Here is a 25,563-nt window from a genome sequence, read left to right on the forward strand (position 1 = left end):
ATGAAGTACCTCTTTCAGTATTTTAAGTGCTTTTATTTACCGGCAGTGACCGCATCGATTTGCGCCTGAATTTCCTCGATTACTTTTTGTCCGCCGAGGCTCGCCATTTTTTTGTTCATCATCTCCTTGCCTTCAGCAGCAGGCACCAGGCCCTGGCTAAACGGCAGGAAGGTCGAATCGTGAAGCGGGGTGATTTTGGCATATTCCGTCTTCACCTTTTCAGCGTTAAAGTTGAAGCCCGCCGTTGGACTAAGTGTGAAATTGGCCGGGTTGGTAGAGAAGTCGAACCACTTCTTGTCATCCTTCATCATCGTGTCCGGCGTGCGGTTCAGCGTTGGCCGCCAGGTTAGCACGAACCCCGGGAATGAATAGCTGGACAGCACCTTATAGCTCGAATCGCCGACCGGTTCCCAGTCCTTCCCTTGAATGCCGTATTCCATCAGATCGTGGTTTTCCTTAATGGACAACCAATTGGCTACGTCCATAGCTAAATCAGCGTGCTTGGAGGCCGCCGGGATACACAGGAAATTCCATTGCTGGAAAGCGGTGTACGGCTTGGCTTTATCCCCGTTCGGAATGAAAATCTCAAGCTTGTCGCTGCCGTCCTGCAGCATTTCTGAATACTTCAATCCCTCCACACCATCCGCCGCATAATAAGTGGCCGCATATTTTCCCTGCTTGAACAGTGTCTCTGCATTTTGCTCCTGTGCGATATTTTTGGAAATGATGCCGTCCTTGTAGTATTGGGTGACGCGATCGTAACCATCGGCAATCACCGGGCTGGTCCATTGGCCGATTACTTTCTTGTCCTTGATGGAATAGGCGAACATGTTGACACCGATTTCCAGCACTTCATCCAGCGCCTGATTAGCGGATTCGCTCAGGATAAACGGAAGTTTATCAGCTTTGATGCCGTTAATGACGAAGGGTTTGACATCCTTCTCTTGTTCCTTGACCATATACAAGAATTTCTCCAAATCACCCAAGGTTTTCAACTCGGGAAGTCCATACTTCTCGCGCAAATCTTTACGGATCAGAAGACCATATAGCTGGCCCTGGGTGGTACCGAGCGGAATCCCCATAATTTTTCCGCCGAATTTGTTATACTCCCACATTTCCTCGGGAATGGATGCTTTGAGCTCCGGACGTTCGGCCACCGCGGCATCCAGTTCCATTAAAGAATTGCCCTCGATCATCTGATTCATGGATATCCATGGGGCATCCAAATACATATCGAAATCTTCCCCGGCAGACATCTTCACGGATACAGCATTCCCATAATCGGTCCATGGCAAGAAATTGATGTTCAAGGCCGCTCCGACGTTATCCGCTTTCAATTTGTCGTTGACCGCCTGCAGCACATCGTCAAAGCCCACCGGTTTATCCCCCGGAAAATAAGCTTTCAATGTCACCGTTTCCTTAGATGCGGGTGCAGCACTTTCCGTATTCTTTGGAGAACTCCCTTCATTGCCCCCAGTCTTCGTATTGCCTCCGCAGCCTGCCAGGATCAGTGAAGATACCAATACCGTTGCCGTTGTCGTGCCAACCCATTTTTTTAATCTCATTCCGTTACCCTCCCATATCTATGAACAAAATTCTGAAATGAACTGGGTTAGTCCGGTTAATCCCGGACATCCCCATTTATCCTTTTACGGCTCCCACCGTTAGACCTTTGACGAAATACTTCTGAAGCATGGGATACAGCAGGACAATCGGGCCGATCGTCAGCACAGTTGTCGCCATCCGCACACCATAGGTCGGTGGAGTCACTGCAATGGCTGCTCCGGAGGGAATGAGATTTTTGGCGGCTTCCATATTGGATACCATCCGGCGAAGAATTAACTGCAGCGGGTATAACTTCTCATTATCCACGAACATCAATCCCATAAACCAGTCATTCCAGTAACTCAGAGCATAGAAGAGACCAACGGAAGCCAGAATCGGCTTGGAGATCGGGATCATAATTTGATAGAAAATTCTCATTTCATTCGCTCCGTCTATTCTTGCGGCTTCCTCCAGTTCCTCAGGAATGGTGCGGAAGAAGCTCACGAGTAAAAAGACGAGGAACGGCTGGCATAACATCGTTACGATGAGTACCCAAATGGTATTCTGCAAATGCAGCCACTGACTGACCACAATATAAAATGGAATGATACCCCCGGAAAAAAGCATAGGCAGGTAGCAAAAGAACAGAAAAGGTGTTTGCAGAACATTCCGTTTGTTAGCCAGCGAATAACCAAGCATTGCGGAAATGCACAACGCGCTTAATGCACCTACGACGGTGATAAAAATCGTGACCGCATATCCGTTGAATAGCACATCCGATTGCAAAACCGCCTTATACGCGTTCAGCGATAGTTTTTGCGGAATCAAAGTATAGCCGTGCGCAATCAGTTCCTGTTCATCCGTAATAGAGCCGATAATCATCAGCAGAAAAGGAAACACACAAAATAAGGTGAACAACAAAATGAACGTATGGGCAAATATTGTAAACGTTCGATCCGCAGCGCTCTGTTTCTGTCTCATAGTTATTCTCCTAGAATAAAGCAGATTCTTTAGACACCCTTCGGGTTACCCAGTTGGCAGCAATGACGAATACCAGACCCATCACCGATTGGAACAGGCCGACTGCCGAAGACATGCCGAAGTCATGCAACTGTCTCATGGAGCGGAAGACGAAGGTATCAATGACATCGGTAGTCGGATAGAGCGATGAGTTGTCTCCAATGATGGCATAGATCATAGCAAAATCGCCATTGAAAATCTTGCCTACGGCCAATAAGGTCATGATCATGATGGTAGGAACGAGCAGCGGCAGCGTAATACGCATTACAATCTGCAGCTTGGATGCCCCGTCAATCCGGGCAGCCTCGTACAAATCCTCCGATATGCCTGTAATCGCGGCCAGAAAAATAATCGAAAGATAACCGGCTCCTTGCCATACACGGATAACCGTCAGAATGTACGGCCAAAGCTTCGACTCAAACATCCAGTTGACCGGCTCCATACCGATATTTTGCAGCCAGTTATTCACCATCGGCTCTTCCCCACCGAATAAGGATTGGACAATCATTCCGATCACAATCCAAGACATAAAATAAGGAAGAAAAATGAATGACTGCGATATTCGTTTGAAATACTTATTGCGGATTTCGTTGAACATAAGTGCAATCAAAACGGCTGCGGCTGTAGTAAAGAAAATGAACAGTATGTTCAACACCAGCGTATTGCGCAGAATGGTCCAGAAATCACCTGAAGTAAAAAAGTAATCGAAATTTTTAAAACCGACCCAATCACTTCCTGTGATCCCCTTGGCGAAATTATAGTCTTTGAAGGCAATCATAATCCCGTATATGGGAAAATAACTGAACACTAGAAAAAACAACAACCCCGGCACGGCCATAACATAAAGAAAAGGATTTCGGACAATATGCTTCAGTTTTGACTTTTTACTGGCGTTAATTGGGTATTGCATCTTTTTATATCCCCCCTTTCATCAAGACCGGCAATTGCATTAGCACGCCGTTATCTATGCCGTCACCTTATCAAGCCCTCACTGCTACGGCAATTCCGAAAAGCTCTAATCCTTCCTGCAAGCGCAGATTTACAAACTTCCCAAAAACAACACTATTGCGAAAACAAACGATTCTGAAGACGAAAATAATCGGTATGCTATAATAAATCTACAATTTATGAGCTCGGCAGTTATGATTACGGAGGTTCCAGCAATGAAATTCAGACGTCCACTCCTCGCATCGCTGAAGCAGCATCCTACTTATATGAAGCTTATTTTTTATTTCGTCAGTGCAAACGTACTGGTGCTGGGTATATCATTTGCGCTGCTCTATTGGCAGTCCTCCAAGACGCTTCTGGAAGAGATCGGCGATCATTCCGAATCCTTGCTGGTAAACAGCGCCCAGAACACCGCACGGCTGATGGAATGGGCCCTGGAATTTAGCTTCTCCTCCAGTGATGACAGCGCCCTCAAGGTATATGCCCTTTCAGATCAGTACAGCGATTTTGAGACTTTTGAGGTATGGAGCCGGCTTATGGACATCAAGAACGCCAATCCGTCTATCGATTCGGTATACCTCATTAACGATTACACGAATACGGTTGTTGATTCCAGACTTGGATTAAATGATGCGGAAACTTTCTACGATCAGGATATTATTAAGCGTTTACAGGATCCGGTTACGGCGAACCATAGCGTGCTCATTCCCAGAACCTTGTCCCTGCCTCTTACCGGGAATACGCCCAAAGAGGTGATGACCATCATAAGATTTTACGAAAGAGGCAGTTCTATTTCCGCTTTCGTTATGAATGTAGATACAGATAATCTCATGACCCTGCTTCAGGACAATTCGAAGGATGGCGACAGGTCAGTTGCGGTTCTGAATGACCGGGAGGAGACGGTTTTTAGCAGCACTTCTTTGAATCAGGAACAAACTGCGGAGCTCAGAAGCCACGTGATTAAGGGCGAGAGCGGATGGAAGCTCTTTCATCCCCGGGCTCAGGGAGAACAGCTAATGGTTTACGCAGGCATCTCCATCAAAGGAATCCAGGATTGGACCTTTATCGAAACAATACCGAAGTCTGTCATTTTGGATAAAATTACGGTTCTTCGCAACACTAGCCTGAGCTTGTTCATTGCCCTGTTCGCAGCCTCCTGGACCGTTATCGTGCTGATCTCCAAACGGGTATACTCGCCCATTCAAGAACTGATTACCAGAGTAATGCGGCAGCATCAAGCGGAAAAGCCTGGTCTGGGATACAGCACATATGAACTGGACTACTTATCCAATGTGTTTATAGCCCAGCATAATCAGATTAACGAACTGACCGAGCAATGGCGGCTTAATAAATTTTTGGGCAGAGAGAGGTTTTTACGGGATTTTCTGGGGGAGACTTACCATTCAGCAGAGGAGATAGGTTCTCAATTTCTGGAGTGGGGCATTGATCTGCCGGTAGATCAGCTGTCGGTGGCCATCTTCCGGATTGACCACTTCTCGGAATTCTCGGAGACCTACCCGGAGAAGGACCGGCGTCTGCTCCGGTTCGCCATGTCCAATATTATTCAAGAGTCGCTGCAATCGTCCAAGCACAAGCTGCAAACGGTGGATATGGGTGACGATCACCTGGCAGTTGTCCTATCCGCCCCCTTGTCCGAAGAATATGCGAGGAAGCTGCAAGGCTCCCAACAGTTAATAGAGCAGTATTTGTCAGTTGGAACGACTGTCGCCTGGGGCAGGACGCTGCCCGGCCTGACCGACATGCATGAGAGATATATGGAGACGTATGAACTGACGCAGGAACGGTTCAGGTTCGGACACAGATCGCTCATCGTGAAGGAATGGCTGCCCGATGCGCCAGGAGAACTGTACCATCTGCCTGCGAACAAAGAGCGGCAGATCGCTCAGGCTCTTCCCAAGGGGAATGCAGATACGGTTCTGGAAGTCATACGCTCAGCCGTAGTCAAGCTGCGGGAAATGCCCTATTTTGAATGTAAGATGTCGTTAATTACCTTGTTTATGGATATACGCCGGCTCATGCAGGAGCATTCCGCTCAGCCTCTGCCCAGTTCATGGGGACTGACTTCTATTGAGAAACAGATTATTCAGCAGGAGACGATGGACAAGGTGGTGCCATGGATGGAAGCCTTGGTCACCAAGACACTCGAAGACATTGTAGCTGCCCGCGGGCTGTCCAAGAATGTGACTCTGATCGAGCAGGCGGACCGGTTCATTGAAGAACAATTAACCGATCCGAACTTGTCCGCAAAAATGCTTGCTGATCATTTGGGGTTATCCGTTAATTATTTCCGCAGTTTATATAAAGCGGAGACAAACCAGTCCATTACGGACAAAATCTCGGAGAAGCGCCTAAGCTTCATCTGTCAGGAGCTCATTGCCTCCGACTCGCCGATTGAGCCCATCGTCCAAAATTTCGGATTTTCGTCGCTTAACACGTTTTATTCCAGCTTCAAAAAGGTGTACGCAATGACACCGGCCCAATACCGGAAGAAGTATAGAGGTGGTAATAGCATTGAGAAATAAGAATGCAGCTGCGACAAAAAAGCGATGGGGGTAACAACCCTCATCGCTTTTATCACATTACTGAAGCAACACGTTACAGCAAATCCCCTGGCACAGAATAAGGGTTATGCACTCATTCGCCCTTATAAGCCTTATGCAATTCCGCAAGCTCAAATTTCTTCATCTTAAGAAACGCCTCTGTAACACGCGCAAGCTGCTCCGGCGTACCCTTCTCCATCATCTCGTCCATTGCAGCCGGAACAATCTGCCAGGACACGCCATACTTATCATTCAGCCAGCCGCATTGCTCAGCTTCAGAAACCGCAGAAAGCTGCTCCCAATAGGAATCAATCTCCTCTTGCGAGTCGCATTTCACCATGAAGGAGATGGCTTCGTTGAAGCTGAATTTATGATCATGCGCACTATCCATTGCGGTGAACCACTGATTCTCCAGCATGAAGTCAGCGAACATAATCGTTCCTTCCTGGGCAGGCCCCGGGCCTTCAGGGTAGCGGGCAATTGTGCCCTGCCGTGAATCCTTAAAGACGGATAAGTAGAAAGTCATCGCCTCTTCCGCCTTGCCGCAGTTATTACCGATGAACATAAATGACGGTATAATAGCAGGCCGCTCTTCACCTTCCGGATTCGTAAGAATCAGCTGCCATGACACACCATACTTATCCTGAATCCAGCCAAACCGCTCACTGAACGGATATTTATCAAGCGGCATCAAGGCCATACCGCCTTCGGATAACTTGTCCCACACCTCATCAATTTTCTTCTCTGCGTCCTTGTCGCGTGAGGGATCAAAATTAACGAAGAAGGACACAGACGGATTCAGCTTAAAATACGGCCCTGCACTGATCGCCATAAACTTCTGCCCCCAAATTTCAAAAGAAACCTGATCGCAGTCGCCTGACGGTGTGTCATGAAGTGTTGTAACACTCGTAACTTTGGAGTCCGGGAACACAGAAGCGTAAAAATGGGCAGCTTCTACCGCCTCCTTGTCATACCATATATGCGGAATGATTCTCTGATTGATGTTTGCCACAAGTTATTCCTCCCCGGGGACATTCACTTGAAAAGTAACGCCGAACTTGTCCTTCACAATCCCATACAAAGGGCTCCAATCCGTCTTCTGCAGAGGCATGACCACTTGACCGCCGTCTTCCAGTGCAGCAAAAATCCCCCGTGCGTCTGCCTCTTCTGTAGGATGAATGGCAATCTGAACCGTATCCCCGTCCGCCTGATGCGACGTGCCCGGAAAAGTATCGGAGAACATGAGATCTGCATTACCGACCTTCAGATGCGCATGCATCACAAGCGTTTTCATCTCATCGGTCAGCGGATGCTCCGGATCTTCCGGCAGGTCTCCGAACGTCGTGATTGCGACTACGCTGCCATGTAGCGCTTTTTCATAAAAGTAAACCGCTTCTCTTGTGTTTCCGTTAAAAACAAAATAGGGGTTCAAACTGATTGACATCATTCTTCATCCCCTTTGGAATAAGCTTAACAGTCAGCCTTATTATACACCAAATTCGAACAAAATAAACGACTTTTTACGAACGTATGATCTTATTTTTATTTTGCTGAAAACATGAAAAAAGAGTTCCCTAAGGAACTCTCTGAGCCGAACTGTGATCTACTCGAACTATAATTTAGATGGGCGATTCAGCTATTTGATCACTCTTTCATAGCGATATCGTTCTCGCGCCACAACCTCAGGACGGGAGGTGTGAAAGAAACAATACTCTCTGTGAGGGTCACCCTGGTGCAGTTCACTATACCGCTTCAATGCTTTGGTAGAATCCTCATAGGAGTCGATCACGGACATTTCTTCAATAAATCGCTGGCCTTCCTTAGAATAGGCCTTAGTCGCCTCAAGAACGACCCATTCATTAGGAAAACGCTCCTGAACTTCATCCCACCGCATCTTGGACACCTCCGGTTGAATAATTACTATTATTATAGCATATCAGGTGGTATCTTCTAAACCAGAGTCAGACCTCCACCCGATCTTTGGAGCTCTTTTATAAAGCGGTATCCCTCCAAAAATCCGACTACAAAAGCTTCCTCTTCTTCGAGACCCTGTTCTGCGTTCATAGCCTCTTCCATGAATCCGTACAATTCACGTTGATTCTCGTTTAAACTACTGTGCAGGCACTCGATTGCATAAGATGAATCATCGTTAGCTTTTCTGATATGAGGATTGTTAGAACGCATTCCCCATAATTCAAGATGTCTTCTAGCAGCCACCTCGCTCAGTATTTCTCTCATTCCATCAAGATAGGCGTTTTCTAGTGCTGCATATTCAGACAACGTCTCTCTTTTCTTCGGAAAATGCTTTCCCACTGTGTCCATCCTTACCATTGATATACGACAAACTCCCATTCCTTATTCCCCCTTTCAAATCTACAATACTAGTGTTTCCTATTTACTAGATTTAAAACAACAAACAGTGACAGGTAGCTGATTATTATATATAACAAGGCAACAAATAAAAAAAGAACAAATGTTCTTGTTTTATTGGCTTTAGCACAGTAAAATACATTTGAAGGGAGGTGTACTATGGCGACTTATATAGTGAATACCAATACAAAGGAAGTTCACAAAACCGCTAAAGTAGAGTCACGCTGCAGAATTAATGAAATCAAACCCCAACATAGAATCGATACAGACAATGCCCCGTTTTACTTTGCTCAAGGATATAATGGCTGTAAATGGTGCTATCCAGAAAAGAATACTGGGTAAGCTATATAAATTAAATGAACCCGTATCTTCAAACCTTATGGTTTAAGATTACGGGTTCATTTTATGAATGACTATATCTTTCTTCTATTAATCCGTGTAGAACCCCTTTCCCAAAAAGGGCCTTAACCCCTTGGTGGGAAAGGGATTTTAGAAACTGAGGTGTGGACTTGCAGAGCCACAATTCGGCGGGGGTTGCTGCTGGAATTACAAGTACAATTCCAAAGCTCCCCTGGCCCACACAGGAATCTCATCTCGGCAAAAGCTAATGTGTGAACGTTTAATTTCCGCCACAACTTCAGGTTCACTGGTGTTGTCGATAATGGTGACTTCATCTGAAATCTCCATGGCAGGCATCAGGTTACTTAAAGATTGGCCATATCTCCACCGGATATCTTCTTCCGCAATCCAGTGCCCTCCCTGCTCCACTCTTGAAGCTACCCGATCAATATGCATTTGCACATCCTGCAAACCAATATAATACATGACGACTTTATAACCTTGTTCCTTAGCTGCCTTCATATGACGTAAAACAAAACTCCCCGACAGAGTAGTTTCTATAGCAAAATTTTCCTTCCGCCTGATTAATTTCCTTATTTGCTTTACAGCTTCTCGTCCGGCAGACAGGTCGACACTTCTGGGATCCTCCGGCTTAATCCTTTTGGCGATCTGGTCAGGATCAATAATGGTTCCAACATAATCCCTCATTTGAAAACTGATTGTGCTTTTCCCGGCTCCATTAGTGCCAGCAAAAACCGTCATTACAGACTCCCAATCAGTCATGACTAACAAGCTCAGTGCGATTTCCGGCTACATCGTAAGTAATCTCGAATTTTTGCCCAGTGGCATCTTCACGTATCCGTTTGCCATCTTTTATATAATAAATGGAGGCTCCAGCCTTTTTGGCCTCTGCTACTGCATGCTGATTGGCCTTTTTCAATAACCGTTGCAATTCTTCTCTTTGGGGCAGCATTAGGATAACACCTCGCTCGGATTCCGAATTTATTTTATAATATTATAACACAATCCTTACGGTTAAATAATTCGTCCGTATACGCTATTCAAGGTCTTCTTCATCCAGGTATCCTAAATAATCGCTATACAACTCCATCATCCCATCTCCGAACCCCCAGCCAATGCTCTGACTGCTTCGCGTCAGTTCGTTGCATAGATCTACAAACTCTTCTTCTAATTGATTGTCCACAATATACTTTAAAGCCTGTTCAAATATACTTGAAATAGTACGATAGAATTTTTCATCATCTATGTCTCCATATAAAAGCGTAAAGTCTACTCCACATTCCACTGTAAAAATCATTAGCTCTGCAATTTGCCCCTTATTTGTTGAGACATTACTAAAGTCTTTTATTGCTTGCTTCATAATCTGGTATCGCAGAATCTCTCCCTTGTGGACGAATTCCTTCTCAATAATTTTCTTGTACTTGTCTAAGACTTCCTCACTATCAGGAAATAGTATTGAAAAATAGTGCTCCTGAATGATCGGATATATCTTGGTCATATTCAAGATTTCAGCCTCAAGCTCTTCCCTCGTTAGATTCTTTAAATGCTTTTTAATGGTTGAGTTACTTAATTTCAGCATTACTATGATCTCCTTAATCCGGTTATAGTCCCCAATATTATTACTCAGCAACTTACAAGGTATAATATAAATAAAACGCGAGGACCAATCAATGGACAATATCGAGGACAAATATAACGCAGCTCTGGCGCATATTGAGGAACTTAAGCTGGAAGTCACCCGGTTGAGAAGTCTACTAGATGAAAATACAACAAGTACTAATGAACAGAAAACCACTTATTCCACCGCACTGGTAAGCGAAAGCAAAGAGACTACTGTTGGAGAAACTAATGTCCACCAGTACTCCACCGTAGAGGATAAGCTCGCCCTGTATAAAAGTTGTTTTCGCGGCAGAGACGATGTTTATCCGATTCGCTGGAGCAATAAACAAGGCAAGTCCGGGTACTCGCCCGCTTGCGCCAATGAATGGACTTCCGTTTGCGAGAAACCTAGAGTGAAATGCTCCGTTTGCAAACACCAGAACTTCATGCCCCTTACAAGCGAGGTGCTGTCAGCCCATTTAGATGCAAGGCAAGACCGGACGATTGGTATCTATCCCATGCTGTGAGCCTAACCATGAACAACAGATATCAGATCGGCATGGAATCCTATGACCGCCTGTTTCCCAATCAGGATACACTGCCCAAAGGCGGTTTCGGCAACCTCATTGCCCTCCCCCTTCAAGGGGGACCGCGTAAACAAGGAAACAGTGTCTTTGTTGATGAGCACTTTGAGCCCTATGCTGATCAATGGGGTATATTATCCGAACTGGACAAGATGGGCGAAGACCAGGTGAAGCAATTTATATACAAGCACGGGGAGCGTGGACTTTTTAGCAATGACAGAATTAATACGGGATCAGACCACGACGCAGATGGATTAATCTTGTTACAAGAGAACCCGACTCAGATAGAAGAGGTTCTAATGGAACCTTTGCCTGCTGAAATACAGATTCTGCAATCGGATCGCCTTTATATCCTCAAGTCCGGACTTCCCTCAAGAGCAATTCATGCTCTGATCAAAATAGCTTCTTTCTCCAACCCTGATTTTTATAAAACCCAAGCGATGCGGCTCTCCACCTACGGTAAACCCCGGGTCATCTCATGCGCAGAGGATCTGGAGAATTATGTAGTTCTGCCAAGGGGATGCTTGCCGGATTTGTTATCTTTTTTCGAGCATAATCAGGTCAAGGTATCTCTTAAGGATCAACGTTCGCCTGGAACCTCAATAGAGGCAGAGTTCACCGGTACGCTGACCACTCTCCAAGATACAGCAGCCAGAGCGATTCTAAGCCGGGATATAGGCGTGCTCTCGGCGGCAACCGCTTTTGGCAAAACTGTCGTAGCAGCCAGCATTATCGCTTCAAGAAAGACAAATACCCTTATTCTGGTTCACCGCCGGGAGCTTATGGAGCAATGGCAGGAACGTTTGCAAACCTTTCTTGAAGTTCCTAAACAAGCAATCGGTACGATTGGCGGCGGTAAAAATAAACGAACCGGCATCATCGACATCGCTGTCATTCAGAGCCTCAACTATAAAGGGAATGTTAAGCCCTTCGTTAGTGAATACGGTCAGGTGATTGTGGATGAATGTCACCACGTATCAGCCTACAGCTTCGAACAGGTTCTGCGGGAAGTCAAAGCAAAGTATGTATTTGGCTTAACAGCCACCCCTAAACGTCAGGACGGACAGGAAGCCATTGTACGGTTCCAGCTTGGACCTGTGCTATTAAAGGTGGATGCCAAAGCATTAAGCAGCTCCAGAGGATTTTCATTAAGGGTGGTCCCCCGTTATACTCACTTTCAGATCAAGTCAGGGGAACAGGTTGCCGGAATTCAGGACATCTATCAGCAGCTTGTAGACAATGAGGAGCGTAACACGCTGATTTTTGACGATTTGTTAACCTGCTTAGATGAAGGACGCTCTCCACTGCTTCTGGTTGAACGGACCGCTCATGCTGAATATTTTGCAGAGAGATTACAGTCTTTTGCCAAAAACGTAATTGTGCTGAGAGGCGGAATGGGAAAAAAGCAAAGAGAAGCTCTACGCGCCTAAATTGCTTCTATTCCAGATGATCAAGAGCGTGTAGTTATCGCTACGGGTAAGCTAATCGGTGAAGGCTTCGATGACGCCAGACTGGACACCTTGTTCCTGGTCCATCCCATCTCCTGGACAGGCACCTTACAGCAATATGCAGGCCGCCTGCACCGGAGTCATGCGAATAAAGAAGAAGTGAAAATATATGATTATATTGACCTTCAGGTTCCAATGTTAATGGCGATGTTCAAGAAACGAGTGAAGGGGTATCGGAGGATGGAGTATCGGGGGGCGGAGTTGTAGGAAAGTGCTTCAAAATAGAGTGGGCATGCTTAACTAGTTGTTTATATCCCAACAAAGAACGTCAGTTTAAGCTCCTGTCAATAGGAAAATTAATAACCGAATCACAAGACATCTACAAAAGATCAAACGGGAGCATCCGCTCATAGGATGCTCCTGCGTTTTTTCTTTCTCAAAGCATTGATCCCCTGCTCCGTTAACCTAGTAGCCTTCTATTATCAGCATAAAACAATCATTATAAATGAAAAAAGACACCCCTTAAGGTGTCTTTCACTGATACTCCATATGGAGCCGAGGGGAGCCCGCCCCCCTGTCCGAAGATAACGGCACATAAGCTTCTACGAGTGTAGTCACAGTTTTGATGTCACCCGAGTATCGCCCCGTAACCGGCTATACGTTGGGTCAGCCTGGTTGTCTTCTTCAGCTCACCGCAAGCGGAGATGAGACAGCGTATCCCACTACTTGTTAGCCCCTATCCCTGTCACATGGGCGATGCAGGGTAGAAGCACGCACACAGTTTCTTAGGCTGCGAAAGCGTAGTTGTTTTGTTGTTTGCCGTTTAATAGGCTTTAGCGTTGATGAAACTTCTATCACTAAACAGGCAACATATTAAAGCTTGATAGACTTGATTTCATCTTCTCTAAGCCCTGTCGCCTTAGCTACAACTGCATAATCCATCCCCATTGCCAGCAAGTTGCGAGCCACTTGAAGCTTACCCTCGATAATCCCAGCAGACTTTGCCCCTTCAACCATGGACGCTTCATCATGCAAATACTTCTGTCTAGCCTCATACAACCGTCTGGCCTCGGAATCCTGACTCAAATATTGCAGGGTATCCATTGCCTTCTCCAATCCTGGCTCATTCATCTTCAGCACCTCCCATTGTGATGTATCGGCACCTTTCAGAAACAGTAACCAATTGATCAGTCCGCCTTCAGACGGAATACTACGATCATCCAGCTTCGGCAATTCCAAGAAATGAACCTCTATGTCGTCAATCAAGGATATCCCTGTCCGGTCTTCCCGCAGATGAAATACGTTATGATATTGCTCATTCTTCAAGAACGCATAGTTTAGAATGTTAATCGTTACGCACTTCTCAAGCTCTGGATACTTCTCGCCCTCACTGAGTTGACTTGCATACCGTTTGCTCCAATAAAAAAGCGTTCTTTTCTCTATGTCGTACTTATTAAACAGTTGCATCTCTATATCAATCAGTTTACCTTCAGAGGTCTTGGCGTAAACATCAAAAATGGATTGTTTGTCGAGTGGATCGTCTTTATCCGTATAAGGATTCATCAGAATGATCTCAGTCAGCGGCGGCTCACCAGCTTCGGTGAAAATGCGGTTGAGAAACGCCAGCAGCACATCCTTATTGTTTTCGCTGCCAAATATCCGTTTGAATACGAAATCCACACGCGGGTCAAGCAAATCCATCGGCATCATCTCCATTCATTGTTATTATATCATCTTTCAAGGAAACAGAGCTTTGAAGTAAATAACTAAAAACGAAAAAAGACACCCCTAAAGGTGTCTTTCACTGATACTCCATATGGAGCCGAGGGGAGTCGAACCCCTGTCCGAAGATAACGGCACATAAGCTTCTACGAGTGTAGTCACAGTTTTGATGTCACCCGAGTATCGCCCCGTAACCGGCTATACGTTGGGTCAGCCTGATTGTCTTCTTCAGCTCACCGCAGGCGGAGATGAGACAGTGTATCCCACTACTTGTTAGCCCCTATCCCTGTCACATGGGCGATGCAGGGTAGAAGCACGCGCACAGTTTCTTAGGCTGCGAAAGCGTAGTTGTTTTGTTGTTTGCCGTTTAATAGGCTTTAGCGTTGATGAAGCGGACGCGTCCCCACTACTCGCTACTCATGCTCGAACTATCCCCGTCGAATCCAAGAACGGCCCCTCATTAGAAAGGGCGCTTCGGATTAACGGATCAATGACAAGCATAAATGCTGATCCGGTTCACAGCTATCTTGATCAAGATGGCTGTTCAGAAGCAATAAGTTTACTTACACAGTATAGCACATTTATCAACACTTTAACACGTAGGTTAAAGGAATTGAAGGTCGAATCTGGAACAATTGGGCGCAAGGTGGTTACCAGTCTAGCGGGCGATCTTCTGCTTGTCGCGCAGCACACGCTGGATATCACGCTGAGCATCACGCTTCGCGGCGGAATCCCGCTTGTCGTATTCCTTCTTACCTTTACCAAGACCGATGAGCAGCTTCGCGTAACCATTGCGTACGTAAATCTTCAGCGGCACAATTGTGAAACCATCGCGCTTGGACGAGCCCAGCAGCTTGTGAATCTGTTCCTTGTGCATGAGCAGCTTACGTGTACGTGTCGGATCGGTAGGATTGGCACGGTTCCCTTGTTCGAAAGGGCTGATATGCATATTGTGAATATGAATCTCACCATTACGGATGGTAGCAAAAGCGTCCCCGATATTAGCGCGGCCGTTACGCAGCGATTTGATCTCTGTACCCGTCAGAACCAAACCCGCTTCATACGTATCCTCAATAAAATAATCATGGGAAGCTTTTTTGTTCTGGGCAAGCACTTTCCCGTCTGCTTTTTTACCCATGAAAGTCACTCCTTGAATCGAATTCCCGGCCTCTTATGAACGGACACCAGGTCTATATTGTATCAAAAGCCAAGCAGGCAGCGCAAGGAAGGATCACCCTATCCCGCAGCAATCATTTTGACATATGGGTGTCAGGAAGTGCTACGTTTCAGTTGAATAGAATTACTTATATTCTAAAAAAGCACTGTCCCCCTAAAGGAACAGTGCCCTCTATTAATTCAGCCTAGGCCTGAGGTTTCTTCTTCCGCTTTCTGCGGCCGCCGCCCTCCGGATTACCGCTCTTGTCGCCAGCGCCTGCCGGTGCCGGATTAGTGGTCTCCACGTTGCCTGGAGTCACAGAAGTGCCGATGAAGACGCCGCCTTTCTTCTTCTTGCGGCGGCTCTTGCCCTCCGGCGCCGCGCCGTTGCCTTCGCTTCCGAAGCCGCTGCCGAGGTCCTCGCGGCTGCGGAACCGTGTGCTCGCGTCCACGCCGCGCAGCTCACCGCCCGCCTGCTCGGCTCCGCCCCCGCTTGGCGCGCCGTAGCCGCCCTTGCCGGAGCCGAAGCCGAAGGCAATGCCGCGTCCCCCGGCACTGCCTCCACCGTCTCCGCCGCGGCCTCTGCCGCGCTCACGCTCGCGCGGGGCACCCGAACCGCCGGCTTCGCCCCGGCGGTCCGCCTTCGCAGCGCCGCCCGCTGCGGAGGCGGCGGCAAGTGCACGCCGCGCTGCCGCTTCCGGCCCGCGGCCGCGCTTACGGCCGCTTGCTGCGCCGCCATCTTCAGCCGGCGCTACGCCTGCGCGCGGCTCTTCACCAGCGCCAGCCTCAGCGGCGCCGCCCTTAACTGCCCCGCCAAAGACACCGGCGCCAGCGCTGCCGCTCTTGCCTTTACCTTTGGCGCCGAATCCAGCCGCACCGGCAGCTGCACCGCCGTTCTTGCCCTTCCCAGCGCCGCCTTTACCCGCACCGGTAGCTGCGCTGCCTGGCTTGCCTTTACGGCCCTTGCCCGCACCGCCGGCCTTACCTGCGAACGGCTTGCTGGCGCCGCCGGCACCAGGGCGTCCGCCCTTGCCGCCGCGTCCGCCGTAGTTCCGGTGGTCGCCAGCCGCGCGTGGCTTCATATCAACCAGTTCGAAGTCGATCGTATGATCGTCCATGTTGACCTTGGCCACACGGATCTTCACCTCGTCACCGATGCGGAACACTTTGGAGGTACGCTCACCGATAAGGGCCATGTGCGCTTCATCGAAGTGGTAATAATCATCGCTCAGCGCGCTGAGGCGGATCAGACCTTCCACGGTGTTATCCAGCTCGATGAACATTCCGAAGCTGGTCACGCTGCTGATCATTGCATCGAATTCTTCGCCTACCTTATCCTGCATGAACTCCGCTTTCTTCAGCTGCTCAGTGTCACGTTCAGCCTCTACCGCTACACGCTCGCGTTCGGAGGACTGCTGGGCGATATCCGGCATCCGCGAAGCCAGATACTCATGACGTTTCTCGGTCAGAGCTCCGCCATTCTCAAGCACCTCACGCATGACGCGGTGAATGACAAGGTCGGGATAACGGCGGATCGGTGAGGTGAAGTGGGAATAGAATTCTGCCGCCAGTCCGAAGTGGCCTGTACTCTCGGCATCATATTTCGCCTGCTTCATGGAGCGCAGCATCATCGTGCTGATCACCGTCTGCTCTTTGGTGCCTTGAATCTGCTCCAGCAGATCCTGCAGCGCACGCGGATGAACGGAATTGCCGCGACCCTTGACGTGGTAGCCGAAGTTAGCGGCGAAGGCCATGAAATTCTGCAGCTTCTCCGGGTCCGGATCTTCATGAATCCGGTACAGGAACGGCACCTTCAACCAGTGGAAGTGCTCCGCTACAGTCTCATTAGCCGCGAGCATGAATTCCTCGATAATCTGCTCCGCCACGGAACGCTCACGCTTCACAATATCGATAGCCTTACCCGCTTCATCCACGATGATTTTGCTTTCTTCAAAGTCGAAGTCAACAGCTCCGCGCCGCATACGGGCATCGCGCAGCTTCATCGCAATTTCCTTCATCAGGCGGAAATCACCGATCAGCGGAGCGTAGCGCTCCAGCAGCTCAGGATCTTCATCTTCAACAATTTTGCGTACATCGGAGTATGTCATTCTCTCCTTGGTACGGATCACACTCGTGAACACATCATGCTTCACAACCTTCATGTGCTCGTCGAATTCCATTTCACAGGACATCGTCAGCCGGTCTACCTGCGGGTTCAAGCTGCAGATCCCATTCGACAGCCGGTGCGGCAGCATGGGAATGACCCGGTCAACCAGATACACGCTGCAGCCGCGGTCATAAGCTTCTTTATCCAGCTCGGAGCCTTCGCGCACATAATAGCCTACATCGGCGATATGAACGCCCAGCTTATAATGCCCGTTCTCCAGACGCTCAACGTTCACCGCATCATCCAGGTCCTTGGCATCCGCGCCGTCAATGGTCACAATGTTCAGTCCGCGCAGATCGCGGCGGCCTTGCTGGATAATCTCCTCGTCGGTAATGGAATCGGGTGCCTGCTCCGCTTCCGTCATCACCTCAGCCGGAAAAGCCTCCGGCAGCTGATGCTTGCGGATAACCGACAGAATATCCACGCCCGGGTCATCCTTATGACCGAGGATCTCGATAATTTCACCTTCAGCCGCAGCACGGCCTTCCGGATAGTTCACAATGCGGACAACAACCTTTTCCCCGTCAACCGCTCCCTTGAAGGACTGCTTCGGAATGAAGATATCCCGGTTAATCCGCTTATCATCAGGCAGCACGAAGCCATACGTCTCCAGGCTCTGGAATACGCCAACCGTCTGCGACACGCCTCTGATCAGAATCCGCTCTACTTCGCCTTCCATACGCCCGCCAGACGGGCTCTTCGAGGTAATGCGGATCAATACGATGTCACCGTTCATTGCACCCTTCAGATCATTGGCATGGATGTATACATCGGGATGATCACGGTCATCAGGTATCAGAAAAGCAAAACCCTTCGCATGGGCTTGCAGCCGTCCGCGCAGCAGATCCATCCGTTCCGGCACGCCATAACGGCTACCCCGGGTCAGAATAATCCGGCCGTCCTTTTCCAGCTCAATCAGCAGGCTCTCAAAAGCTTTGAATGCCTCGCTATCCTCAATTGCGAAATGGCTCACCAGTTCTTCATAAGTCAGTGGTTTATAAGCGGTCTCCCGCATGAAATCAAGTAGAATTTCTTGTGTTATCATCTTCGTCACCTCGGCCCTCCGCAGCATTCATGCCGCTGGCATATATGTATGTCTTGTCCTATCCCACATCTAATAAATCCAAGTAAAATTTACCTTTATATACTTCATACCCTAGTATACACGAAATCAATCCCGGGCATCCCTGTTATGATGTGCAAACACTCAAATCTGCATACAAAAAAGCCCCCGCCTATTCCATTCAGAACAGAGCGAAGGCTTACAGTAGGCAAACTACTCAATAACAATGGCTACAACGATTGACATAATGAAGAATCCGGCTGCCAATCCAACCGTTACACGCTGCAATACAAGCTCCATACCGCGTGCTTTTGTTTTACCGAAGAGATGCTCAGCACCGCCGGAGATGGCACCGGAAAGACCCGCGCTTTTCCCTTTTTGCAGAAGAACGACCGCAATCAGACCTACGGCAAAAATCAGAAGCACCACTTTCAAAAAGATATCCATTCACTTCCACCTCCTACGTCCAAGCATCACTATCTATGCTAAATTAGACCTCACGATTTCATAAACAGTATTTTTATTGTATCATAGCCATAGATTGAATACAACCACACAAACCTCATTCTACTAATCCGGCTATTACATTATTCAGGTTTGTCTCCTATAAGAGACAAGTAGAAGCAGCAGCAGACCAGAGATTAGTAATATAGGTACAGAGAAGAAGGCATACCCGATCCCCTCCCAGCCTCCGATTACAGTGAAACTTAGAACCAGCAATATCATACTGCCCAGTAAACCAGTGATTCCCGGATAAAAAACAGCTCTGCTCCGCATGCGCCCGGTCCGCGACAGCACCCAGCTGAGAATAATTAAAAATATCCCCACACCTATACCCGCAACAATAGCGTTCATACCCACGCTCCTTCCAGTTATATACAATTATAGAATAACCCACTAGAAGCTTCCGAGGCAACCTCGCTAGATCGCATTGCACTTTCGGATCTATAATCCAAAAAAAGGACCTGCCAAAGTTCGGCAGGCCCTTTAAATATAGGGTCAAAAGATATTATCTTTTGAGGTTGTAGAAGGATTTCAGGCCGTTGTATTGAGCCAATTCGCCCAGTTCATCTTCGATGCGAAGCAACTGGTTGTATTTAGCAACGCGGTCTGTACGGGAAGGAGCACCCGTTTTGATCTGGCCAGCGTTAGTCGCAACAGCGATGTCTGCGATTGTGCTGTCTTCGGATTCACCGGAACGGTGGGAGATAACTGCTGTGTAACCAGCACGTTTAGCCATTTCGATAGCATCGAAAGTTTCTGTCAGGGTACCAATCTGGTTAACCTTAACCAGGATGGAGTTACCGATACCTTTTTCAATACCTGTAGCAAGGCGCTCAGTGTTAGTAACGAACAAGTCGTCACCAACCAATTGGACTTTGTCGCCCAATTTTTCAGTAAGCAATTTCCAGCCATCCCAGTCGTCTTCGGACATACCGTCTTCGATGGTGATGATTGGGTACTTCTCAACCCATGAAGCAAGAAGGTCAACATACTCAGCGGAAGTGTAAGATTTACCTTCGCCTGCAAGTGTGTATTTACCGTCTTTGTAGAACTCAGTGGAAGCAACGTCCATACCGAGGAATACGTCAACGCCTGGTTTGTAACCGGCTTTTTCGATCGCTTCGATGATGGTAGTGATGGCTTCTTCATTCGAACCAAGGTTCGGTGCGAATCCGCCTTCGTCACCTACAGCTGTGTTCAAGCCTTTGGATTGCAGTACGGATTTCAGGTTGTGGAAGATTTCTGCACCTGTACGAAGAGCTTCTTTGAAGCTTGTAGCGCCTACAGGAAGAACCATGAACTCTTGAACGTCGATGTTGTTGTCGGCATGCTCACCACCGTTGATGATGTTCATCATTGGTACTGGAAGAGTTTTAGCGTTGAATCCGCCCAGGTATACGTACAAAGGAATATCCAGAGCTGCTGCAGCTGCACGAGCTACGGCCATGGATACTGCCAGGATCGCGTTAGCGCCCAGCTTGCCTTTGTTATGAGTTCCGTCCAAAGTGATCATCAATTTGTCGATGCCCACTTGGTCAAGAGCGTCCATACCGATTACTTCAGGAGCGATAATTTCATTTACGTTCTCAACAGCTTTCAGAACGCCTTTGCCCATGTAACGGGATTTGTCGCCGTCACGAAGCTCTACAGCTTCATGAGCACCAGTGGAAGCGCCGGAAGGAACGATAGCGCGGCCTTTAGCACCGGATTCAAGATAAACGTCAACCTCTACAGTCGGGTTACCGCGGGAGTCAAGGACTTCGCGAGCATACACATCAGAAATAATAGTCATGTAAGTTTAATCTCCTTTTAACTTTAGGTTTAGTGTAACAATGAAACTTGAGGTCTTGCTTATTTGCGGCTGGCAATCATGGATTGTCCGGTCATTTCCGCAGGCTGCGGAAGTCCCATCAGATCTAAGATTGTCGGTGCCACATCTGCGAGGATACCCGCTTCGCGCAGCACAACATTTTCAGTTGTAACGATGAAAGGAACAGGGTTGGTAGTATGGGCTGTGAACGGACGGCCGTTCTCATCGAATACCATATCCGCATTGCCGTGATCGGCAATGATGATTGCAACGCCGCCTTTGGCAACCACTGCATCCACAACTTTACCTACGCATTCGTCCGTCACTTCAACTGCCTTGATGGTAGGCTCCAGCATGCCGGAGTGTCCAACCATATCAGGGTTAGCAAAGTTCAGGATAATGGCATCTTGTCTGTCTGCTTCGATCTCCGCTACGCAGGCCGCCGCCACTTCGTATGCGCTCATCTCAGGCTGCAGATCATAGGTTGCCACTTTCGGAGAGTTGATCAGGATGCGTGTTTCGCCGGGAAGCTCCTCATCACGTCCGCCGCTGAAGAAGAAGGTAACATGCGGATACTTCTCAGTTTCCGCGATACGCAGCTGCTTCTTGTTCTGCTGAACCAGCACTTCACCGAGCGTGTTGTCCAGGTTCTTCGGGGAGTAAGCCACGAAACCTTGAACCGTCTCGCTGAAGGTTGTCAGACATACGAAGTGCAGACCTTCAGGGAACTTAGGGCCACGGTCGAAACCGCGGAAGTCAGAGTTCGTGAATACTTGCGACAGCTGAATGGCACGGTCAGGACGGAAGTTAAGGAAAATGACAGAATCGCCGCTCTCCACTGTCGCAACCGGGTTGCCCAGGCTATCTACAATCACACTTGGCTCTACAAATTCATCATACACAGAATTCTGGTAAGATCCAGTGATTGCCTGAAGTGCATCGGTATATTTAGGGCCTTCGCCATACACCATTGCACGATAAGCTTTCTCTACACGTTCCCAGCGTTTGTCACGGTCCATGGCATAATAACGTCCGGATACCGTAGCAATCGTACCTACGCCAACCTCTTCGATCTTGGCTACCAGTTCCTGAATGAACTTCTGTCCACTGTCGGGTGGTACGTCGCGGCCATCCATGAAGGCATGAATATAAACTTCATGCAAATCTTCTTTTTTGGCCAGATCGAGCATCGCGAACAGGTGTTTAATGTGACTGTGCACGCCGCCATCGGATACAAGTGCATAGAGGTGAAGCTTTTTGCCGGTTGTTTTGGCGCTTCTCACCGCAGCAACCAGCGTTTCGTTCTCGAAGAATTCGCCATCACGGATAGACTTATCGATGCGGGTCAGATCCTGGTATACGATCCGGCCTGCGCCGATGTTAAGGTGCCCTACTTCAGAGTTACCCATTTGTCCTTCCGGCAGACCTACAGCTTCGCCGCAAGCGGTAAGTGTAGTGTTCGGATATTGTTTCAGGTAACGGTCGTAGTTCGGTTTGTTGGCTTGGGCAACTGCGTTGCCTTCATCCGTGTTACGCAAACCGAAACCGTCCATGATGATTAGAGCTACAGGTTTTGGTGCTGACATTCTTATTTCGCCCCCTCAACGAGTGAAACGAAGGAAGCAGGCTGCAGGCTGGCACCGCCGACTAGAGCGCCGTCGATGTCGCTTTGACTCATGTACTCCGTTACATTCTCAGGCTTCACGCTGCCACCGTATTGGATACGGACAGCTTCAGCAGTTGCTTCATCGTACAAGCCTTTTACAAGGGTACGGATGTAAGCAATAACTTCATTAGCATCCTGGGAAGTAGAGGATTTACCTGTACCAATAGCCCAGATAGGCTCATAAGCGATAACTACGCTTGCTGCCTGTTCCGCGCTAAGGCCGGCAAATGCCGCTTCAGTCTGCACTTTGCATACATCTTTAGTCTGGTCCGCTTCGCGCTCTTCGAGCTTTTCGCCTACACAGACAATTGGAGTAATGCCATGGCGGAATGCCGCATGCATTTTTTTGTTGACGATTTCGTCCGTTTCACCGAAGTATGCACGGCGTTCGGAGTGGCCGATAATAACGTATTCCACGCCGAGATCCTTCAGCATTACACCGCTGATCTCGCCTGTGTAAGCACCGTTATCTTCGAAGTGAAGGTTCTGAGCACCAATTTTGATGCTGGTGCCTTGTACCGCTGCAACAAGTGCAGGCAGGTTAGTGAAAGGTGCGCAGATTACAGTCTCTACGCCTTCAACTTCCGCCTGGCCTTTGATTTCAGCGATGAAGCCTTCGGCTTCCGGAACAGTTTTGAACATTTTCCAGTTGCCGGCAATGATAGGTGTTCTACTCATAGTAATGGATTGCCTCCTTCTACCTTCTACGTCTTACTTGTCGTTCAGTGCTTCTACGCCTGGAAGTGCCTTACCTTCCATGAACTCGAGTGATGCGCCGCCGCCAGTGGAGATATGATCCATTTGGTCTGCGAGGTGGAATTTCTCTGCTGCTGCTGCGGAATCACCACCGCCGATAACTGTGTAGCCTTCGGTAGTTGCGCAAGCCTGAGCTACAGCAATTGTACCTTCAGCGAAGATATCAATTTCAAATACGCCCATAGGTCCGTTCCAAACAACCAGCTTGGAGTTTTTGATGATATCGGCATAAATTTCACGGGTTTTAGGACCGATGTCCAGACCTTCCCAGCCAGCAGGAATTTCAGTCACATCTACAATTTTGGTGTTGGCATCTGCGCCGAACTTGTCCGCGATAACTACGTCAACCGGAAGCACAAAGTTTTTGCCCAGTGCTTTGGCTTTTTCGATAAATCCAAGCGCCGCTTCGATTTTGTCGTTGTCTACCAAAGAATTTCCGATTTCGTAACCTTGTGCCTTGGTGAAGGTGTAAGAAAGGCCGCCGCCAATCAATACGTTGTCAGCCAGAGTCAGCAGGTTGTCGATCACGTCAATTTTGTCTTTAACTTTGGAACCGCCGATGATCGCAGTGAAAGGACGTTCAGGATTGGACAGGGCTTTGCCCAGAACGGACAATTCCTTCTCCATCAGAAGGCCGGATACTGCAGGCAGGAAGTGAGCGATGCCTTCTGTCGAAGCATGGGCACGGTGAGCCGCACCGAATGCGTCATTGACGAACAGGTCAGCCAGTTCAGCGAACTGCTTAGCCAGTTCAGGATCGTTCTTTTCTTCACCTTTATAGAAACGGACATTCTCAAGCACAAGCACGTCGCCTTCGTTCAGTTCAGCGATTTGTGCTTTTACCGCTTCGCCAATCGCTTCATCAGCTTTGGCTACCGGTTTGCCGAGCAATTCGGACAGACGTACAGCTGCGGAAGTCAACCGCATGGAATCGACGAATTCACCTTTAGGACGGCCCATATGGCTGGCCAGAATGACCTTTGCACCGTTCTCAATCAGGTATTTAATTGTTGGAAGGGTTTCGCGGATACGGGTATCATCAGTGATCTTACCGTCTTCCACTGGCACGTTGAAATCCACACGCACGAATACGCGTTTGCCTTTTACTTCTACATCACGGACACTTTTTTTGTTCATGATTAACATTTCCTCCACACCCAAAATTGGTTCATTCACGAATCCATTTCATTTAGAAAGAGCGGAAACAGACTTTCATTGTTTCCGCTCTATTGTACTGCCTATATAAAATCGGTATTATTGAGCAAGTTTAGCGAATTTTTCTAGAGTACGAACGAGCTGTGCAGTGTAGGACATTTCATTGTCATACCAAGCAACGGTTTTAACCAGTTGTTTGTCGCCAACAGTCAGAACTTTAGTTTGTGTAGCATCGAACAGGGAACCGAAAGTCATACCCTTGATGTCGGAAGATACGATTTCATCTTCAGTGTAGCCGTAAGTTTCCGGATCGGAAGCTTCTTTCATTGCTGCGTTGATTTCTTCAACAGTTACGCTCTTATCCAGAACAGTAACCAGCTCAGTCAGGGAACCAGTAGCTACAGGCACACGTTGTGCTGCACCGTCAAGTTTGCCTTTAAGCTCTGGAATTACCAGGCCGATTGCTTTAGCAGCACCGGTAGTGTTAGGGATGATGTTCTCAGCAGCAGCGCGGGCACGTCTGAAGTCGCCTTTAGCGTGTGGAGCATCAAGTGTATTCTGGTCACCTGTGTAAGCGTGGATAGTAGTCATCAAGCCTTCGATGATACCGAATTTGTCGTTCAGAACTTTGGCCATAGGAGCCAGACAGTTCGTTGTGCAAGATGCGCCGGAGATTACTGTTTCGCTACCGTCAAGGATGTCATCGTTAACGTTGTAAACAACAGTCTTCATGTCGCCTGTAGCTGGAGCGGAAATAACTACTTTCTTAGCTCCGCCTTTAAGGTGCTTTTCAGCTGCTTCTTTAGTTGTGAAGAAACCTGTGCATTCCAGAACGATATCAACGCCAAGCTCTCCCCAAGGAAGTTCTTCAGGGTTGCGGTTCGCCAGAACCTTAACATCTTTACCGTTAACTTTGAAGAAGCCGTCGTGAACTTCAACATCGCCTTGGAATTTACCTTGAGTTGTATCATATTTAAGCAAATGAGCAAGCATCTTAGCGTCAGTCAAGTCATTGATTGCTACCACTTCGATACCTTCTACATTTTGAATACGGCGGAATGCAAGGCGTCCAATACGTCCAAAACCGTTAATACCAACTTTTACACTCATTGAATAGTTCCTCCTAGATT

24 protein-coding genes and 1 other RNA gene are annotated in these 25,563 nt (G+C 48.1%); 4 read left to right on the forward strand and 21 right to left on the reverse strand.

The genetic code is table 11. The annotated features are described in order from the left end of the window. Window positions 1-32: 32 nt before the first annotated feature. The 3 genes from MHI42_RS19500 to MHI42_RS19510 all read right to left on the reverse strand — a co-directional run bounded on the left by MHI42_RS19500 (window position 33) and on the right by MHI42_RS19510 (window position 3,475). Window positions 33-1,565, reverse strand: a complete 1,533-nt coding sequence (locus MHI42_RS19500; protein WP_342420429.1) for an extracellular solute-binding protein — start codon at window positions 1,563-1,565, stop codon at window positions 33-35. A 76-nt stretch (window positions 1,566-1,641) separates the two neighbouring features. After that, window positions 1,642-2,526 (reverse strand): carbohydrate ABC transporter permease, encoded by an 885-nt coding sequence (locus tag MHI42_RS19505; RefSeq protein ID WP_342420430.1) that lies wholly within the window; start codon window positions 2,524-2,526, stop codon window positions 1,642-1,644. Between the two features lie 10 nt (window positions 2,527-2,536). Further along, window positions 2,537-3,475, reverse strand: a complete 939-nt coding sequence (locus MHI42_RS19510) for an ABC transporter permease subunit (protein WP_342420431.1) — start codon at window positions 3,473-3,475, stop codon at window positions 2,537-2,539. 253 nt (window positions 3,476-3,728) lie between these two features. On the opposite strand from MHI42_RS19510, the gene MHI42_RS19515 reads away from it, so the two are divergent. Then, window positions 3,729-6,056 (forward strand): helix-turn-helix domain-containing protein, encoded by a 2,328-nt coding sequence (locus MHI42_RS19515; protein WP_342420432.1) that lies wholly within the window; start codon window positions 3,729-3,731, stop codon window positions 6,054-6,056. 112 nt (window positions 6,057-6,168) lie between these two features. Here MHI42_RS19515 and MHI42_RS19520 read toward each other — a convergent pair whose 3' ends face one another. The 4 genes from MHI42_RS19520 to MHI42_RS19535 all read right to left on the reverse strand — a co-directional run bounded on the left by MHI42_RS19520 (window position 6,169) and on the right by MHI42_RS19535 (window position 8,387). Then, window positions 6,169-7,086, reverse strand: a complete 918-nt coding sequence (locus MHI42_RS19520; RefSeq protein WP_342420433.1) for a VOC family protein — start codon at window positions 7,084-7,086, stop codon at window positions 6,169-6,171. 3 nt (window positions 7,087-7,089) lie between these two features. Further along, window positions 7,090-7,518: a VOC family protein gene (locus tag MHI42_RS19525; protein WP_342424770.1), complete on the reverse strand. Its 429-nt coding sequence runs from the start codon at window positions 7,516-7,518 to the stop codon at window positions 7,090-7,092. 192 nt (window positions 7,519-7,710) lie between these two features. Then, the gene (locus MHI42_RS19530) at window positions 7,711-7,968 is read right to left on the reverse strand and encodes a hypothetical protein (RefSeq protein ID WP_342420434.1); all 258 of its coding nucleotides are present in this window, start codon (window positions 7,966-7,968) and stop codon (window positions 7,711-7,713) included. Between the two features lie 56 nt (window positions 7,969-8,024). Further along, the gene (locus MHI42_RS19535; RefSeq protein ID WP_342420435.1) at window positions 8,025-8,387 is read right to left on the reverse strand and encodes a DUF6809 family protein; all 363 of its coding nucleotides are present in this window, start codon (window positions 8,385-8,387) and stop codon (window positions 8,025-8,027) included. A gap of 216 nt (window positions 8,388-8,603) precedes the next feature. Here MHI42_RS19535 and MHI42_RS19540 point away from each other — a divergent pair, with 216 nt between their 5' ends. Continuing rightward, window positions 8,604-8,786, forward strand: coding sequence for a hypothetical protein (locus MHI42_RS19540; RefSeq protein WP_171720808.1), 183 nt, complete (start codon window positions 8,604-8,606; stop codon window positions 8,784-8,786). Window positions 8,787-8,990: 204 nt separating this feature from the next. Here MHI42_RS19540 and MHI42_RS19545 read toward each other — a convergent pair whose 3' ends face one another. The 3 genes from MHI42_RS19545 to MHI42_RS19555 all read right to left on the reverse strand — a co-directional run bounded on the left by MHI42_RS19545 (window position 8,991) and on the right by MHI42_RS19555 (window position 10,383). Continuing rightward, window positions 8,991-9,566, reverse strand: coding sequence for a zeta toxin family protein (locus tag MHI42_RS19545; protein WP_342420436.1), 576 nt, complete (start codon window positions 9,564-9,566; stop codon window positions 8,991-8,993). Beyond that, a complete protein-coding gene (locus MHI42_RS19550) occupies window positions 9,559-9,756 on the reverse strand; it encodes a hypothetical protein (protein ID WP_038693014.1) in 198 nt (65 codons plus the stop codon). Before MHI42_RS19550 ends, MHI42_RS19545 begins: the two co-directional genes overlap by 8 nt. A gap of 84 nt (window positions 9,757-9,840) precedes the next feature. Beyond that, window positions 9,841-10,383: a DUF6155 family protein gene (locus tag MHI42_RS19555; RefSeq protein ID WP_342420437.1), complete on the reverse strand. Its 543-nt coding sequence runs from the start codon at window positions 10,381-10,383 to the stop codon at window positions 9,841-9,843. A gap of 91 nt (window positions 10,384-10,474) precedes the next feature. Here MHI42_RS19555 and MHI42_RS19560 point away from each other — a divergent pair, with 91 nt between their 5' ends. After that, window positions 10,475-10,930, forward strand: coding sequence for a hypothetical protein (locus tag MHI42_RS19560; protein ID WP_342420438.1), 456 nt, complete (start codon window positions 10,475-10,477; stop codon window positions 10,928-10,930). A gap of 8 nt (window positions 10,931-10,938) precedes the next feature. Then, window positions 10,939-12,417 (forward strand): DEAD/DEAH box helicase family protein, encoded by a 1,479-nt coding sequence (locus MHI42_RS19565; protein WP_342420439.1) that lies wholly within the window; start codon window positions 10,939-10,941, stop codon window positions 12,415-12,417. 891 nt (window positions 12,418-13,308) lie between these two features. On the opposite strand, the gene MHI42_RS19570 is transcribed toward MHI42_RS19565, so the two are convergent. The 11 genes from MHI42_RS19570 to gap all read right to left on the reverse strand — a co-directional run bounded on the left by MHI42_RS19570 (window position 13,309) and on the right by gap (window position 25,543). Then, window positions 13,309-14,151: an Rpn family recombination-promoting nuclease/putative transposase gene (locus tag MHI42_RS19570; RefSeq protein ID WP_342420440.1), complete on the reverse strand. Its 843-nt coding sequence runs from the start codon at window positions 14,149-14,151 to the stop codon at window positions 13,309-13,311. Window positions 14,152-14,249: 98 nt separating this feature from the next. Then, window positions 14,250-14,614: a transfer-messenger RNA gene (ssrA, locus tag MHI42_RS19575) on the reverse strand. 201 nt (window positions 14,615-14,815) lie between these two features. Then, complete coding sequence (smpB, locus tag MHI42_RS19580; RefSeq protein WP_039296783.1) at window positions 14,816-15,295, reverse strand: SsrA-binding protein SmpB; 480 nt, start codon at window positions 15,293-15,295, stop codon at window positions 14,816-14,818. Between the two features lie 223 nt (window positions 15,296-15,518). After that, window positions 15,519-18,524: a ribonuclease R gene (gene rnr / locus MHI42_RS19585; protein ID WP_342424771.1), complete on the reverse strand. Its 3,006-nt coding sequence runs from the start codon at window positions 18,522-18,524 to the stop codon at window positions 15,519-15,521. A 231-nt stretch (window positions 18,525-18,755) separates the two neighbouring features. After that, complete coding sequence (gene secG, locus MHI42_RS19590; RefSeq protein WP_039302440.1) at window positions 18,756-18,989, reverse strand: preprotein translocase subunit SecG; 234 nt, start codon at window positions 18,987-18,989, stop codon at window positions 18,756-18,758. A gap of 144 nt (window positions 18,990-19,133) precedes the next feature. After that, window positions 19,134-19,397: a YesK family protein gene (locus tag MHI42_RS19595; RefSeq protein WP_342420441.1), complete on the reverse strand. Its 264-nt coding sequence runs from the start codon at window positions 19,395-19,397 to the stop codon at window positions 19,134-19,136. Window positions 19,398-19,551: 154 nt separating this feature from the next. Further along, window positions 19,552-20,838 (reverse strand): phosphopyruvate hydratase, encoded by a 1,287-nt coding sequence (eno, locus tag MHI42_RS19600; RefSeq protein WP_171720813.1) that lies wholly within the window; start codon window positions 20,836-20,838, stop codon window positions 19,552-19,554. Between the two features lie 59 nt (window positions 20,839-20,897). After that, entirely contained in the window at window positions 20,898-22,442 is a 1,545-nt protein-coding gene (gene gpmI, locus MHI42_RS19605; RefSeq protein ID WP_342420442.1) for a 2,3-bisphosphoglycerate-independent phosphoglycerate mutase, read from the reverse strand. Between the two features lie 2 nt (window positions 22,443-22,444). Beyond that, window positions 22,445-23,200, reverse strand: coding sequence for a triose-phosphate isomerase (tpiA, locus tag MHI42_RS19610; RefSeq protein WP_039302428.1), 756 nt, complete (start codon window positions 23,198-23,200; stop codon window positions 22,445-22,447). Window positions 23,201-23,233: 33 nt separating this feature from the next. After that, window positions 23,234-24,415, reverse strand: coding sequence for a phosphoglycerate kinase (locus MHI42_RS19615; protein ID WP_039302423.1), 1,182 nt, complete (start codon window positions 24,413-24,415; stop codon window positions 23,234-23,236). Between the two features lie 117 nt (window positions 24,416-24,532). After that, window positions 24,533-25,543: a type I glyceraldehyde-3-phosphate dehydrogenase gene (gene gap / locus MHI42_RS19620; protein ID WP_039302421.1), complete on the reverse strand. Its 1,011-nt coding sequence runs from the start codon at window positions 25,541-25,543 to the stop codon at window positions 24,533-24,535. Between the last annotated feature and the right edge of the window lie 20 nt (window positions 25,544-25,563).

The sequence above is a fragment of the Paenibacillus sp. FSL E2-0178 genome (genome assembly GCF_038593005.1).
In the GTDB taxonomy this organism is placed as follows: domain Bacteria; phylum Bacillota; class Bacilli; order Paenibacillales; family Paenibacillaceae; genus Paenibacillus_AQ; species Paenibacillus_AQ phytohabitans.